This is a genomic window from Xanthobacter wiegelii, from assembly GCF_043193855.2.
Classification (GTDB): domain Bacteria; phylum Pseudomonadota; class Alphaproteobacteria; order Rhizobiales; family Xanthobacteraceae; genus Xanthobacter; species Xanthobacter flavus_A.
Window position 1 is genome coordinate 2,448,070 of sequence record NZ_CM195529.1, and the last position, 16,336, is coordinate 2,464,405.

At 68.0% G+C, this 16,336-nt stretch carries 8 protein-coding genes; 3 read left to right on the forward strand and 5 right to left on the reverse strand.

Annotation, left to right across the window (positions count from 1 at the left end):
* Window positions 1-17: 17 nt before the first annotated feature.
* The 3 genes from V5F63_RS11215 to V5F63_RS11225 are packed head-to-tail and all read right to left on the reverse strand — an operon-like array spanning window position 18 to window position 3,225.
* Complete coding sequence (locus tag V5F63_RS11215; protein ID WP_394028662.1) at window positions 18-1,208, reverse strand: ABC transporter permease; 1,191 nt, start codon at window positions 1,206-1,208, stop codon at window positions 18-20.
* Window positions 1,205-2,179 carry an ABC transporter ATP-binding protein gene (locus V5F63_RS11220; protein WP_209489111.1) on the reverse strand — a complete coding sequence of 325 codons (975 nt, stop codon included), beginning with the start codon at window positions 2,177-2,179 and terminating at the stop codon, window positions 1,205-1,207. Before V5F63_RS11220 ends, V5F63_RS11215 begins: the two co-directional genes overlap by 4 nt.
* Complete coding sequence (locus tag V5F63_RS11225) at window positions 2,176-3,225, reverse strand: polyprenyl synthetase family protein (RefSeq protein ID WP_394028664.1); 1,050 nt, start codon at window positions 3,223-3,225, stop codon at window positions 2,176-2,178. Before V5F63_RS11225 ends, V5F63_RS11220 begins: the two co-directional genes overlap by 4 nt.
* A gap of 211 nt (window positions 3,226-3,436) precedes the next feature.
* Between V5F63_RS11225 and fni the strand changes: the two genes are divergently transcribed.
* Window positions 3,437-4,468 (forward strand): type 2 isopentenyl-diphosphate Delta-isomerase, encoded by a 1,032-nt coding sequence (fni, locus tag V5F63_RS11230; RefSeq protein ID WP_394101816.1) that lies wholly within the window; start codon window positions 3,437-3,439, stop codon window positions 4,466-4,468.
* 151 nt (window positions 4,469-4,619) lie between these two features.
* On the opposite strand, the gene V5F63_RS11235 is transcribed toward fni, so the two are convergent.
* Together V5F63_RS11235 and ribB are read right to left on the reverse strand one after the other, a co-directional pair.
* Complete coding sequence (locus V5F63_RS11235; RefSeq protein WP_394101993.1) at window positions 4,620-5,474, reverse strand: DUF1194 domain-containing protein; 855 nt, start codon at window positions 5,472-5,474, stop codon at window positions 4,620-4,622.
* A 242-nt stretch (window positions 5,475-5,716) separates the two neighbouring features.
* A complete protein-coding gene (gene ribB / locus V5F63_RS11240; RefSeq protein ID WP_209489114.1) occupies window positions 5,717-7,024 on the reverse strand; it encodes a 3,4-dihydroxy-2-butanone-4-phosphate synthase in 1,308 nt (435 codons plus the stop codon).
* A gap of 236 nt (window positions 7,025-7,260) precedes the next feature.
* Here ribB and V5F63_RS11245 point away from each other — a divergent pair, with 236 nt between their 5' ends.
* Window positions 7,261-15,630, forward strand: coding sequence for a VCBS domain-containing protein (locus tag V5F63_RS11245; RefSeq protein ID WP_394101817.1), 8,370 nt, complete (start codon window positions 7,261-7,263; stop codon window positions 15,628-15,630).
* Between the two features lie 115 nt (window positions 15,631-15,745).
* Window positions 15,746-16,309, forward strand: coding sequence for an HXXEE domain-containing protein (locus V5F63_RS11250; RefSeq protein ID WP_394101818.1), 564 nt, complete (start codon window positions 15,746-15,748; stop codon window positions 16,307-16,309).
* Window positions 16,310-16,336 lie beyond the last annotated feature (27 nt).

Here is a 16,336-nt window from a genome sequence, read left to right on the forward strand (position 1 = left end):
GGTCCGCCGGTGCGGCTTCAGGCGAGCCGGACCTGTCGCCGGATGAACCAGAGCGTCACGGCCGCCCCGGCGGCGGCCCAGCCGAGCAGGATCAGCAGGGACGGCGCCAGCGTCGCCATGCCCTCGCCGCGCCAGAGCGCGCCCTGGAAGGCCTCGATGCCCCAGGCGGTGGGGGTGAGCACGCCCGCGTGCTGGAGCCATTCGGGCATGAGGAAACGCGGCACCATGCTGCCGCCGACGGCCGAGAGCAGCAGCACGGCGAAGGTGGAGAGCGTCTGCGCCTGCTGCCGCGTGCGCGACACCGCCGCGAGCGGCAGCGCGATGCCGGCGGCCGAGGCGGAGGCTGCGACGGCGACGGTCGCGAAGGTCCAGAAATTCTCCAGCACGTCCACGCCGTAAACCGCCTGCGCGACGGCAAACAGCACGGCGGTGAGCGCGAGGCCCTGGAGAATCAGGAAGGCGAGCTTGCCGCCCACCAGCGCCAGCACGCCGCCCCGGCTCATGACGATGCGGTCGAACACACCGGAGCGTCGCTCGTCCACCAGGCTGCCGGCGCCCTGCACCGCCGAGAACAGCAGGAACAGCATGGCGATGGCGCCGGCATAATAGCTCACGCCCGGCTCGGAACGTCGGCGGGTGAGCGGCTGGCGCTCCAGCAGATCCGCGCCGCCGCCCGCCACCAGTTCTGGCGCGCGGGCGATGGACTGCTCCAGCCGCGACGTCTGCGTCTGCGAGAAGGGGCCGACCAGCACCTCGATCTGCGCCGCCACGCGGCGGATGGCGAGGCCGGGCAGATCCTCGGTGAACACGCGCTGGATGCGCGCCGAGAGCAGGGCCGCGGCCACGTTGCGGGCGGGATCGGTGACGAGGAGGAGCGGCGGCTTGTCGGTTGCGGCGGCCACGTCGCCGCGCACCACCAGCCCCACGTCGGCGCGGCCGTCCGCCACCCGGGCGCGGACCTCCTCGGGCGTGACGGTGACGAGATCCACATCCGCCGTGCCGCCCAGCGCCTTGAGGAAGGCGTCGGCGGAGGCCGCCTGCGTCGCCTTCGCCGCGGCGACCTTGATGACCGAGGTTTCGCCCCCGGTGCCCGCGAACACCGCCGCGAAGAGGATGAACAGCACCGGCGGCAGCACGAACGTCATCATCAGCGCGCCGCGGTCGCGCATCAGCGTCAGCGCCATGGCCCGGACGATGGCGCCCATCATGAATGGTCGCTCCCGGTCACGTCGGCATAGAGGGCGTCGAGGCCCGCCGCCTCGAAGGCGATGGTGCGGGGCACGAGGCCGGCCACCTTGAGCGCGGCGATGAGCCCACCGGCTCCTTCCGGCGTGTCGGAGACGACGCCGCTGAAGGAGGTGCCGCCCTCGTCCCCGGTCAGCCCGCGCGAGGCAAGCACCTGCCGGCCGGCGGGCGAGGGGGGCGTGGCGAAGGTCACGGCGGCGCGCCGCTGGTTGGGGAAGCGGGCGGCGATGAGCGCGGCGAGCCGCCCCTCCAGCGCGATCCGCCCCTCGGACAGGATGGCGACGTGCTCGGCGATCGCCTCGGCGAAGGCGAAATCGTGGGTGATGACGAGGATGCCCAGCCCGTCCGCCGCCAGCCGGTGCACCAGCGCGGCGAGGTCGGCGCGGGCGGGGGCGTCGACGCCAACGGTCGGCTCGTCCAGCACCAGAAGGCGCGGATTGCCGACGAGTGCGGCGGCGACGTTGGCGCGGCGCTGCCAGCCGCCGGAGAGCCGGTCGATGCGCTCGTTGGCGCGCTCCTCGATGCCGGTGCGCGCCATGACGCCGGCGACGCAGGCGGGCACATCGGCGCGGCGGACCCCGGCGAGGCGGGCGAAGACGGCGAGATTCTCGGCGATGGTGAGGGCGCGATACAGCGCGATGTCCTGCGGCGCGAGGCCGATGCGGGCGCGCGCCTCGCTCTCGGCGGCGGGGATGCCGCAGATGCGGATGATGCCGGTGCGGGGCGGGATGCGCCCGCAGATGGCACGCACCAGCGTGCTCTTGCCGGCGCCGTTGGGCCCGACGAGGGCGGTCACCGTTCCCGCACGCAAAACGAGGTCCACGCCAGCCAGCACCGTGCGCGCGCCATAGCCTGCGGTGAGGCCGAGAATGGCGAGGGGCGGTGCCGGGCTTTCGTCTATCGGGTCGTCGTAATGGCGGGCAGCGGCGCTCACGGCGCCAGCGGCCCCATCAGTTCACCGAAGGCAGCGGTCATGAAGTCTCGCAGGGGCTGCAGGCCCTCCTTGTTGGGCCCGATGTCTTTAGAGGCTGCGAGCGCCCCCGCCAAGTGCTCCGACAACAGCTTGCGCGCGCGCGGCGCGCCGAGGGAGGCGATGACCGTCGCCTTGTTGGCATCCTTGCCCACATCCTTGCCCAGCGTTGCGGCCGAGCCCGAGGTGTCGAGGATGTCGTCGAGAATCTGGTAGGCGCTGCCCACATGTCCGGCGAGTGCCCGGAGATGACCGGCCTGCGCCTCGTCCGCTCCGGCGGCGCGGCCGGCGATCTCCACGGCGGCGGAGAACAGCACGCCGGTCTTGCGGCGGTTCACATCCTCGGTCGCCGAGAGCGAGCGGCCGGGGCTGGGGCGCAAATCGTCATACTGCCCCCCGCACAGGCCGAGGGAGCCCACCGCCTTCGAGAGGATGCACACCGCGTCGAGCCGCACAGGGTCGCTCGTGCCCGGCGCCGCGCCGGCGACGCCGAGCGCCCGCGACAGCAGCGCGACGGCCGCCAGCACGGCGACATCCTCGCCATACTTCACATGGGTCGTCGGCTGGTTCCGGCGCACCATGGCGTCGTCCATGCACGGCAAATCGTCGATGATGAGGGAGGAGGCGTGGATCATCTCCAGCGCGCAGCCGAAATCCAGCACGGCGTGCTCGGAGGCGTCGAGCTGCATCGCCGCCGCCATGGCGAGCAGCGGACGCAGCCTCTTGCCCGGCGCGAGCAGGATGTGGCGCATGGCGGAATGCAGCACCGCCGGATGGGAGGCGGCGGGCGGCACCAGCAGGCCGAGCCGGCGGTCGACCACCGCGCGGAGGTAGGAGAGGTCGCGGGAACGGGGCGGAAAGTCCGGCAGGGCGTCATCGTGGGCCGGCGCAGCCTCCATGTCCGGCGCCGCAACGGCGAGCGCGATACCGCCGGCCGCTGCCGACAGCGCCTCCCGGGACGCCGCCGCCGAAGCTTCGGTCCGCCGGTCCCGTCCGCCCTTCTGCCCCATACGCCCCCTCACTCTGTTGTTGGCCGCCCGGGGGCGACAATCCCCTCACAACAGGCACATACGTTGCCTTGAATGACTTTAGATCACCGCTTACACAATCATGCCAGTGCGCGGCCCGTGGTGCGCCGCACATTTTGCTCGCGTGTGGCGCGCGTGCCGCGAGGGCGGCCGGGCGCGGGCGGGCGCGCAGGATGGGGAGTGCCGCAGGCGCATGAATGAGAACGCAGCCGGTCGGCGCAAGGAAGACCACATCGACATCGTGCTGTCCGGCGATCGCGTCGCCTCCCGCGTGGACGCGGGGTTCGATCGCTGGCGCTTCGTCCATTGCGCACTGCCGGAACTCAGCCTCGACGCCATCGATCTTTCGACCCGGATGCTCGGGCGGCGGCTGAAGGCGCCGCTGCTCATCAGCGCCATGACCGGCGGGCCGGCGCGCTCCGAGGCCATCAACGCCCACCTTGCCGAGGCGGCGCAGGCGCTGGGCATCGCGCTCGGGGTCGGCTCCCAGCGCATCGCGGTCGAGACCGGCGCGGCGGCGGGGCTCGGCGGCGAGTTGAGGCGGCGGGCGCCGGACGCCCTGCTGTTCGCCAATCTCGGCGCCGCGCAGCTTCTCTCCCCCAGCGGGCGCGACCATGCGCGGCGCGCGGTGGAGATGATCGGCGCGGATGCGCTCGTCATCCATCTCAATCCGCTTCAGGAGGCGATCCAGGAGGGCGGTGACCGCGACTGGCACGGCGTGCTGCATGCCATCACCGGCCTGTGCGCCACGCTTCGTGCGCCGGTGGTGGTGAAGGAGGTGGGCTTCGGCCTCTCCGCCGCCGTGGGGCGCCGGCTGGTGAATTGCGGCGTGGCCGCCCTCGACGTGGCCGGGGCGGGCGGCACCAACTGGGCGCTGGTGGAGGGCGCGCGCGGGTCCGGCCGCACGCAGGCGCTGGCCTCCGCCTTCGCTGACTGGGGCATTCCCACCGCCGATGCGGTGGTGGACCTGCGGGCGGCGCTGCCGGACATCCCGATCATCGCCTCCGGCGGCATCCGCGACGGCGTGGACGCCGCCAAGGCCATCCGCCTCGGGGCCGATCTGGTGGGACAGGCCGCGGCGACGCTGAAGGCGGCCGTCACCTCCACGGAGGCGGTCATCGCCCATTTCGAGGTGCTCGTGGAGCAATTGCGCATCGCCGCCTTCGCCGCCGGCGCGGGCAATCTCGCGGCGCTGCGGGGCGTGCCGCTGGTCGAGGCGCGGTGAGAAACGTCAATGCCGTCGTCCTCCGGCTTGACCGGAGGACCCACGGCGCCATTTGTCCCTGACCCCGAAAGCTTGCAGAGGCGGCGGGATGGGCTGCCCGTCAAGCAGGGGGCGACGGCGGGCCGAAATGTGAGGGCATGCAGCCCATCCCTCAATTCGACCAGTGATCCATCCAGATCTTCTCGCCGATGGTGCAGGAGATGCGGGGTTGCTCGGCGGAGGCATGCTGGATGAGGCCCGGCCCCGGCTTCGGCACCACGCCGGCCACCTCCAGCACCAGCTTGGTGCGGATGGCGCGGGCGAATTCCTCCATCTTCTCCACGGGGATGACGAAGGAACCCGGCCCGCCGATCACGCAGTCCTCGTAATAGACGTCGAGTTCCGGAATATCGAGCGCCGACGCCGTGGAGCGCTTCATCAGCAGCGGCAGGCCATTCACCGTGATGCCGCGGCGGACCACCGAATCCCGCGCCAGCGCCACCGGCGGCCCCTGATTGTTCACCCCGTCGCCCGACACGTCGATGACCTTGCGCAGGCCCTTGAAGCCGTTGAGATCGAACTGGTCGGCCGCGAACAGCAGAGCCCCGGAAATCGAGGTGCGGTAAATGCGCCGGATGGGTGCCGCCAGGACAGCATCCGCGAAGGCCTTCGCGCTTTCCGGCCCATCGATAACGCGCCAGTCCACCACGATCTTCTGTTCGTTCTCGCCCGCCCACTCCACATATTCCACGGCGATGCGGCCATTGGGGCCGAGGCGGAGCGCGTCGATAAATTCCTTCGAGACGATGGCCGACGCATAGCCCTCACGCTGGAGGGCCAGCTCGTCCGTATCCATCGAGTAGGAGACATCGACGGCCAGCACCAATTCCACATCCACCGGGAGCCGGCCCGCGCCGCCGGCCTTGGCTGGCGCGGCGTGAAGAAGTCCGAGGGCGAGAAGCCCGGCCGCGACCAGAGCGGCGGGACGCAGGGGAGGGACGCGCCTGAAAACGGGGCGCCAAAACATCGAGTGCGAAGACATCGAATGCAGAGACATGGACGGCCTCCTCCCGGGGAAGGAACGGTGCGGCATCACGTCCGAGAAATGCTGACACCGTTCCCGCGCCGGGAGAAGAGATTTGCCGCCTTCAGGCCTGTCACGTTTTGCGGCGGAATCATTGCAGGCGCGTGTGCCGCGCCCGTCACGCAGATGTCTTCGAATCGTCACAAGGGGTTAGCCGCGGCACCCCGGCCGCGGCCGTCACCGGCTCAATCCAGCGTTTCGGTGCCGACGATCTCGATGCCGAAGCCCGCGATGCCCACATAGGTGCGGGTCTTTGAGGTGAGGAGCCGAATCGACTGGATGCCGAGATCGCGCAGGATCTGCGCGCCGAGGCCGACCTCGCGCCAGTAGCGATCCCGCTCCAGCTCGCTGGAGCTTTTCTCCGTCGACTGGCCCATGGCCACCGCCGGGACGCCGCTGGTGCCGTCGCGCAGGTAGACGAGCACGCCGCGGCCTTCCGCCTCGATCAGCTGCAGGCTCTTCTGCAACACCTTGCCGCCGCCGAAGGCATCGCCGATGGGGTCGGCGCGATGCAGGCGCACCAGCACCTTCTCGCCGTCGCCAATGCGGCCCTTGACGAGGGCCAGGTGGTTCACCGGATCGAACGGCGTCACGTAGGAATAGCCCTGCAACTCGCCGACGATGGTGGGCACCGGGAATTCCGCCGCGCGGCTCACCAGCTTCTCGCGGGCCTGGCGATAGGCGATGAGGTCCGCCACCGAGATGCGCGTGAGGTTGTGCTTCTCGGCGAAGGCGGTCACCTGCGGGCCGCGCTGCACCGTGCCGTCATCGTTCACCAGCTCGGCGATGACGCCGATGGGCGGCAGGCCGGCGAGGCGGCACAGATCCACCGCCGCTTCCGTGTGGCCGGAGCGGATGAGCACGCCGCCCTCACGGGCGATCAGCGGGAAGACATGGCCGGGCCGAACGAAATCGCCGGCGCCCATGTTGGGGTTGGCCAGCGCCCGCACGGTGTTGGTGCGCTCTTCCGCCGAGATGCCGGTGGTGGTGCCGTGGCGCACGTCGATGGAGACGGTGAAGGCCGTGCCCATTGGCGCGTCATTGTTCGACACCATGGGATCGAGCCGCAGCCGCTTCGCCTCGGACGGGGGCAGCGGCGTGCAGACGATGCCGGAGGTGTTGCGGATGACGAAGGCCATCTTCTCCGGCGTCGCCAGCGAGGCGGCGAGGATGAGGTCGCCTTCGTTCTCGCGGTCGTCGTCGTCGGTGACGACGATGATCTCCCCGCGCGCGATGGCTTCGATGGCGGACTGGACGCGGGTCTGGGTGGTGTCGGTCACGGGCAAACCTCGGATGAGCGGGACGAGGCCGAGGAAATCGTTGGGCGTCACCTGCTGCCCGGTCGCCTCGGCGATCTTTTCGGCCGTCTCGCGGGAGATCCAGGCGCGCTCGTCATTGCACAACGCCGTCACGCTGGCCGGGGACATGCCCACCTGCCGCGCAAACGCACTGCGCTTCGTTCCGGTTGCCGAGAGCCATTCCGCGAGCTTCATGGGACAAGCATAGCAGGGCGAATTTCAGTGACAATGAAATTTGTGGAGCGCCTCAAGCCGAGTGGTGTTCGGTGATGGTGAACGCTCCGCGGGCCGAGCCCGCCTTTTCGGAACACCTACCCTAGATGGAGTATGTCCGCCGGACCGGAACCCGCTACGGTCCAGAATGAAAACGTGCGCGGCTACGCGCGCGGCGTGCGCCCCGCTGGGCGCCGCGGTCTGGTCGGGGGCGGCACATGGCGAATACGGCACCGGAATTCACCGAGAGCGGGTCCATCACGCGCGTCTCGACGGATGCGGCAGGGGGACAGGGGAATTCCGACAGCTACCGTCCGGTCTTCTCGCCGGACGGGACGAAGGTCGCGTTCTATTCCTATGCGTCAAATCTCGTGCCGGGCGACGGCAACGGCGCTGGCGATATCTTCGTGAAGGACCTCACCACAGGCGTCATTACGCGTATTTCGACGGACGCGAGCGGTGCGCAGGCGGATGGCTTTAGCTATGAGCCAGTGTTCTCGCCCGATGGGACGAAGGTGGCATTCAGTTCTGGCGCATCAAACCTCGTTCCGGGCGACACCAATGGCGCCCACGACATCTTCGTGAAGGACCTGACCACAGGTGTCGTCACCCGCGTCTCCACCGACGCAACAGGCGCTCAGGCGAATGGATACAGCTACTGGCCGGTGTTTTCGCCGGACGGAACCAAAGTGGCGTTCTATTCCTTTGCCTCCACACTCGTTCCGGGCGACAACAACAGTGCCAGTGACATCTTCGTGAAAGATCTGATCACGGGCGCCGTTACGCGCGTGTCGACCGACGTGAGCGGCACGCAGGGGAATTCCGGCAGCTACCTTCCGGTGTTCTCGCCGGACGGGACCAAGGTGGCATTCTTTTCCGACGCGTCCAATCTTGTTCCGGGCGACACCAACAGCGCCACCGACGTCTTCGTGAAGGATCTGACCACGGGCGCTGTTACGCGCGTTTCGACTGATGCCGGCGGTATCCAGGCGAACGGCTATAGCTACAGTCCGGTCTTCTCGCCGGACGGGACCAAGGTGGCATTCTATTCCGCTGCCTCCAACCTCGCCCCCGGCGACACCAACGGCTCCTACGACATCTTCGTGAAGGATCTGACCACGGGCGCTATTACGCGCGTTTCGACTGATGCTGGCGGCATTCAGGCGAACAGCTCTAGTTATATCCCGACATTCTCCCCCGACGGGACCAAGCTGGTATTCTATTCCTATGCCACCAACCTCGTTCCGGGGGACACCAATAACACCCCCGACGTCTTCGTGAAGGATCTGACCACGGGTATCGTCACCCGTCTGTCCACCGATGCGGCCGGCGCGCAGGGGAATGGCTATAGTGATTCTCCGGTGTTCTCACCGGACGGAAACAAAGTGGTTTTCAATTCCGGCGCACCCAATCTCGTTCCTGACGACACCAACTACACCACCGACATCTTCGTCAAAGACCTCTCCGTCGCCAAGGCCACCCTCACCGACGCCGCCGCCAAATCCGCCCTCACGGGTGCCGGCAAGATTTTCTTCACCGATGCCGATGCGGGCGACAGCCACACGGTCTCCGTCGCACCGCAGGCGGGGGCGCTGGGCACGCTGACGGTCGTCGTGGTGCCGGTTGCCGGGGGCGCGAGCCATGTGGACTGGAGCTACAGCGTCGACACGGCGCTGATCGCCGCCCTCGGCACCGGCCAGAGCCGCACCGAGACCTTCACCCTGACCCTCGACGACGGGCAGGGCGGCACCGCCACCCGGGACGTGACGGTGACGCTGAACGGCATCGACGACGCGCCCGTCTTCACCTCGCCCGCGACTGTGAGCTTCGCCGAGGCCGCCACCGGCCCCGTGCTGCAGGTAGCCGCTCAGGACCCGGAGGGCGCGGCGCTCACCTACGCCCTCTCCGGCGCCGATGCGGCGCTCTTCGACCTTGCCGCCGACGGCATCCTCAGCTTCAAGTCCGCCCCCGACTACGAAGCCCCGGCCGATGCCGGCGCCGACAACATCTACAACGTCACCATCACCGCCAGCGACGGGGCGCTGTCCACGGCCCAGGACGTGGCGGTGAGCGTGACGGACGTGGGCGAGAACGCGCCCCAGTGGGCGAGCGTGGGCGGCATCACCCGTGTTTCCACCTCATCCGCGGGGGCGCAGGCGAACGGCGCAAGCTCGGAGGGCGTGCTTTCGGCGGACGGGACGAAACTCTATTTCATCTCGGGGGCGACCAATCTGGTCTCCGGCACGACGAGTGCGAACTGGAGCGATCTCTATGTAAAGGACCTGTCCACCGGTCAGGTGACGCGCCTGCTGAACGATTGCGGCGCCTACGAACTCTCCTTGTCGCCGGACGGGACCAAGATCGCCTTTGCGTCGCAGGCCACAAACCTCGTCGGCAGCGATACCAACGGCCAGTATGACATCTTCGTGCTCAATCTGACCAACGGGGCGGTGACGCGCATCACCAGCGCTTCGGGGGCGGAGGGCACCGGTGGAAACGCGCTCGGCTACTACAATCCCACCTTCACGCCCGATAGCTCAAAGGTCGTGTATTCATCTGGTTTTTCCAATCTTGTTTCCGGAGATACAAACAATATTCCGGATATATTTGTAACGGACCTGAACACTGGCGCCATAAGTCGCATTTCGACGAATAGTTCCGGTCAGGAGGCAATCGGCGTTCAGAATAACTATTTTGGCAGCCACGATGCTGTCGTCTCGCCAGATGGCACCAAGATTGTCTTCTGGTCCTACGCGACAAATCTCGTGTCCGGCGACACGAACGGACAGTCGGATGTTTTCCTGAAAGATCTCACCACCGGCGCAGTTACGCTCCTTTCCACGTCCGCAGCCGGCGCGCCGGGAAATTATGGGAGCCAGGGCGGCGTCTTCTCTCCCGACGGAACGAAGGTGGCCTTCTACTCGAGCGCCACAAATCTGATGCCGGGCATCTCCAACAGCGGCATTTACATCAAGGATATCCAGACTGGGGCAATAGAGTTCGTCGCTCCGTCCACTTATTCCCTCATGGCATACTCTCCGGACGGAACGAAGCTCGCTTTCATCTCCTCCTCCTCCAATCTGGTCGAAGGCGATACCAACGCCAAGAACGACGTTTTCGTGAAGGATCTTGCCACCGGCCAGATCACACGGGTCAGCACCTCGGCTGACGGAGTTGAAGCAAACGGCCTGCTCGGCGCCAGCCTTGCCTTCACACCTGATGGAAAATCGGTCGTCTTTTCATCTTACGCGTCCAACCTGGTGCCGGGCGATACCAACGCCGCGATGGACATTTTCATCAAGGACGCCACGCCCCCGACCGTCTCGTCCGCAATCGTCACCGACGATGCCGCCAAATCCTCACTGACGGCCGCCGGGCGGTTCTACTTCACCGATGCGGATGCGAGCGACATCCACACCGTCTCGGTAGCGCCGCAGGCCGGCGCGCTGGGCTCGGTGACGGCGAGCGTCGTGCCGCGCGCCGATGGTCCCGACCGCATCGACTGGAGCTATTCCATCGACAGCGCACTGGTCGCCTCGCTGGGAGCCGGACAGAGCCGGACCGAGACCTTCGCCCTCTCCCTGAGCGACGGCACCCCGGGCGGCACCATTACCCAGACCGTCACCGTGACGGTGAACGGCATCGACGACGCCCCCGCCTTCTCCTCGCCTGCGGCCGTGACGGTCAGCGAGAACAGCGGCGGGGCGGTGCTGAAAGTGGTGGCCACGGATCCCGATGGCCTTCCGGTCAGCTACACCCTGTCGGGAACGGACGCTGCGCTGTTCAACTTTGCGCCGGATGGAACCCTGAGCTTCAAGGCGCCGCCGAACTTCGAGGCCCCGGGGGACGCGGGCGCCAACAATGTCTACGATCTTCTGGTGACGGCCACGGACGGAACGCAGAGCGGGACGCAGGCCATCACCGTGACCGTCGGTGACGTGGTCGAGACCGGCAACGCCGCTCCACAATTTCTCGACGGCAAGCCGGGCGGCGGCATCACCCGCGTCTCGACCACGGCCACGGGCGCGCAGATATCGCTCGATAGTTTCAAGCCGGAATTTTCGCCGGACGGCACGAAAGTGGTCTTCTATTCGGGGTCCAACGCCTATGTGCCGGGCGACACCAACGGGAATTACGACGTCTTCATCAAGGATCTGACGACGGGCGCGGTGTCGATCGTGTCCGCCACGTCCAGCGGCGCGCCAGCCATCGGCGGCTCGACCGATGCCGTTTTCTCGCCGGACGGCACCAAGGTCGCCTTCGCCTCCACTGCCGGCAATCTGGTCGACGGGGACGGAAATTGGTCCGCGGATATCTTTGTCAAAGATCTTGCGACGGGAGCGGTGACGCTGGTCTCGGGCACCGACACGGGTGGTTTCGGGACCTCCAACAGCCGGGAGCCGCGCTTTTCGCCGGATGGTACGAAGGTCGCCTTCATCTCGTCGTCCGCATTGACCGCCTCCGATACGGACGGTTCGGAGGACCTCTACATCCGGGACCTCTCAACCGGAGAGCTCACCCTCGTGACCGAGGGCAATAGCTACGTCAGTGATAGTTCGGAGCGGGATTTTTCATTTGCCCCGGACGGCACGAAGATCGTTTTTGTCGACGGCAGTGGCCGGGTGACTGTCAAAGATCTGACGACGGGCGCGCTCTCCGTCGTTTCGACCAATGCCGCCGGCGGCGCCGCAAACGACTATCTCAATTTGGATCCGGTCTTCTCACCCGACGGGACCAAGGTGGCGTTTTCCTCGCGCGCGAGCAATCTCGTCCCAAATGATACCAATAATTCGGTCGATGTCTTCGTCAAGGATCTGGTGACGGGGGAAATCACCCGCGTGTCCACGAGCGCATCAGGCGTGGCGGGCAATAATTCGAGCGAGCAGCCGCAATTTTCGCCGGACGGCACCAAGATCCTGTTCCGGTCCAATGCGAAAAATCTGGTGCCCGGTTCGCAGTCTGGGGCAAATTTCTACATCAAGGATCTCATCACCGGAGATGTGGAGCGCGTGTCCTCCAGCGCGGCAAATGTCCAGCTGGGATACACCGACATGCACGCGTCGTTCTCGGCGGACGGGACGAGCGTGATTTTCACGTCTTACGCCCCGAGCCTCGTCCCGGGCGACACCAACAGCGCCCAGGACATCTTCATCAAGGAACTCGGCGACGAGAGCGTTACATCCGGCAGCCTCACCGAAGCCGGCGGTGCGCAGGGGCTTGCGGCCGAGGGGAAGATCTATTTCAGCGACAGCGATGCCGGCGACACCCACACCGTCTCCGTCACGCCTCAAGCCGGCACGCTCGGCACGCTGACGGCCATCGTGGTCGACCGGCCATCCGGTCCCGACCGCGTGGACTGGAACTACACGATCGATCAGGCGCAGTTCTCCGGTCTCCAGGGCGGTGAGACGCGGGTCGAGGTCTTCACCCTCACCCTCGACGACGGCCACGGCAACAGCACCACGCAGTCCGTCAGTGTCACCCTCACCAACATCAACGACGCCCCCGTCATCACCGCACCCACGGCGGCGGGCTTCGAGGAGAACGGCTCGGGCCTCGTCCTCCAGGTCAGCGCCACGGACGCGGACGGCGATGCGCTCACCTATGGCATCTCGGGCACGGATGCGGCGCTGTTCGAGATGTCCGCCGATGGCCGGCTCACCTTCAAGAGCCCGCCGAACTTCGAGGCGCCGGCGGATGCGGGCGGCGACAATGTCTATGACCTGATCCTCACCGCCAGCGACGGCGCCTTGACCACGCAGCAGGCGCTCGCCGTCACGGTGACGGACTTCGCCGAGCCGCCCTCCGTCCTGATCGGCGATGCGGGGGCGAACACTCTCAATGGCACGGCGGGTGCCGACGGCATCTGGGCCGGCGCCGGCAACGACACGCTCAACGGCGGTGGCGGCGACGACCTCCTGTTCGGCGATGACGGCGACGACAAGCTGTATGGCGGATCCGGTAACGACACCCTGACCGGCGGCACCGGGAACGACTATCTGGACGGGGGCTCGGGGAACGACGCGCTTGTGGGCGGGTCCGGCAACGACACCTATGTGGTGGATGCGGCGGGCGATGTGGTGGTGGAGGCGGCGGGGGGCGGCATCGACACGGTGCGCACGTCGCGTTCGTCCTACGCGCTCGGGGATGAGGTGGAGAGCCTCGTCTTCACCGGCGCGGGCAATTTCACCGGCACGGGCAACGCCCTCGCCAATGCCATCACGGGCGGCGCGGGCAACGACACGCTGGACGGCGGCGCGGGGAATGACACCCTGATCGGCGGGGCCGGCAACGACACCTATGTGGTGGATTCGGCCGGGGACGTGATCGTGGAGGCGGCCGGCGGCGGGACGGCCGACCAGGTGCGCGCCGCCGTCGCGAGCTTCACGCTTGGGGCGGAACTGGAGAACCTCACCTTCATCGGCACGGGCGATTTTGCCGGCACGGGCAACGCCCTCGCCAACACGCTGAAGGGCGGCACGGGCAATGATGCGCTCGCCGGCGCGGCGGGCAACGACACGCTCTATGGCCTCTCCGGCGACGACACGCTGGATGGTGGCACCGGCGCGGACACGCTGATCGGCGGTTCGGGCAACGACACCTATCTGGTGGACAGCGCACTGGACGTGATCACCGAATATTCCGGCGGCGGCACCGACACGGTGCGCGCGACGGCGTCGAGCTACACCCTGTCGGCGGAGGTGGAGGCCCTCACCTTCGTCGGCACGGGGGCGTTCACCGGCACCGGCAATGCCTCGGCCAACATCATCACCGGCGGGTCGGGCAACGACACGCTGGACGGCGGCGACGGGGCCGACACGCTCATCGGCGGCGCCGGCAGCGACAGCCTCATCGGCGGTGCGGGCAACGACACGCTGGACGGCGGCACGGGCAACGACACGCTGACCGGCGGGGCCGGCAACGACACCTATGTGGTGGACGCGGCGGGCGACGTGCTCGTGGAGGCGGCGGGCGGCGGCACCGACACGGTGCGCACCACCCGCGCGACCTACACGCTCGGCGCCGAGCTGGAGAACCTCGCCTTCATCGGCACCGGATCGTTCACCGGCACGGGCAATGCGGCGAACAACGTCATCACCGGCGGGGCCGGCAACGACACGCTGGACGGCGGGGCGGGCAACGACACCCTCATCGGCGGGCTGGGCAACGACACCTATGTGGTGGACACGGGCGACAGCGTCTCGGAAGCCGCCGACGGGGGGACGGACCTGGTGAAGACGGCGCTCGCCGCCTACACGCTCGGCAACAATGTGGAGAACCTGACCTATACCGGGACGGCGGCCTTCACCGGCACGGGCAACACCCTCGCCAACACGCTGAAGGGCGGCGCGGGCCATGACGTGCTCTCCGGCGGGTCGGGGAACGACACGCTCTATGGCCTCACCGGCAACGACACGCTGGACGGCGGCTCGGGTGCGGACACGCTGATCGGCGGCTCGGGGGACGACACCTATGTGGTGGACAATTCCGGGGACGTGGTGAGCGAATATGCGGTCGGCGGCACCGACACGGTGCGCACGGCGCTCGCCACCTACACGCTGGCGGGCGAGGTGGAGAATTTGACGTTCACCGGCAGCGCGGGCTTCACCGGCACGGGCAACAGCCTTGGGAACGTGATCACGGGCGGTTCGGGCAACGACACGCTGGACGGCAAGGCGGGCAACGACACGCTCATCGGCGGGGCCGGCAACGACACCTATGTGGTGGACGCGGCGGGCGACGTGGTGGTGGAGGCGGCCGGGGGCGGCACGGCGGACCAGGTGCGCACGGGCCTGTCGGCCTACACGCTCGGGGCCGAGGTGGAGAACCTGACCTATACGGGCACGACGGACTTCGCCGGCACGGGCAACGGCCTCGCCAACACGCTGAAGGGCGGCACGGGCCATGACGTGCTCACGGGCGGCGCGGGCAACGACACGCTCTATGGCCTGTCCGGCAACGACACGCTGGACGGCGGCACGGGCGCCGACACGCTGATCGGCGGTTCGGGCAACGACACCTATCTGGTGGACAGCGCGCTGGACGTGATCACCGAATATTCCGGTGGGGGAACGGACACGGCGCTCTCCACGGCGTCGAGCTTCACGCTGGCGGCGGAGGTGGAGAACCTGACCTTCGCCGGGGCCGGGGACTTCACCGGCACGGGCAACGGCCTCGCCAACATTCTGGCCGGTGGCTCGGGCAACGACCTGCTGAACGGGGCGGCCGGCAACGACACGCTGATCGGCGGGCTCGGCGCGGATGCGCTCACCGGCGGGACCGGGGCGGACGTGTTCGTCTACACGGATGCGGCGCAGTCGGGCGCGGGCCTGTTCGACACCATCGCCGACTTCTCGGCGGGCGAGGGCGATTTGATCGACCTGTCGGCGATCGACGCCAACGCCGTGGGCGGCACGGCGGACGACGCCTTCATCTATGTGGGCGCGGCCGCCTTCTCCGGCACGGCGGGGGAACTGCGCTTCTCCGGCGGCCAGCTCCAGGGCGACACCAACGGCGACGGCACCGCCGACCTCCTCATCGCCCTCAACAACACAACCACCCTCAGCGCCGGGAGCATCAGGCTCTGAAGGCACTGGGCGGCAGAATCCACTAACCGGGCTGCGATGGTCGTCGCGGCCGATGCTTGGCTCAGGCGGTATTGCGCAAGATGATGGCGGCGACGGATTGAGGAGAGCGCCGCCGATGAAGGACTGGCTCGCACGCGTCTGGGTGAGCGGCGCGGGCTTCATGGCCGGCGCCCTGCTGCTGGTTGCCCCGCTGGTGGCGGGGGCGGGCTGGGGCGTCCTCGCCATTTTCATCGCCTCGCCGGTCTACATGCTGCACCAGATCGAGGAGCACGCGGGGGACCGCTTCCGCTCGTATGTGAACAGGGTGGTGTTCGGCGGAGCCGAGGCGCTCACGGTCGGCGACGTGTTGTGGATCAACCTGCCCGGGGTGTGGGGCCTCAACCTTCTGGCGCTCTACGCCGCCTGGCTCGCCGGCCCCGGCTGGGGCCTCGCGGCCGCCTATCTCATCCTGGTGAACGGGATCGCACATCTCGGCATGGCGGCGCGCTTTCGCAGCTACAATCCGGGCCTTGCGACGGGCGCCCTGATCTTCATCCCCTTCGGCCTCTCCACCGCAATGGCGGTGCCGGCCAGCGCCGCGCAGCACCTGCTCGCGCTCGCCATCGCCATCGCGGTCCACCTGGCGATCATGGTTCGGGTGCGCCGGAATGTCGCCCGTGCCCGCGCGCGGGGCGGATGACAGGTGCTGCGACGCGCGGGACGGAAG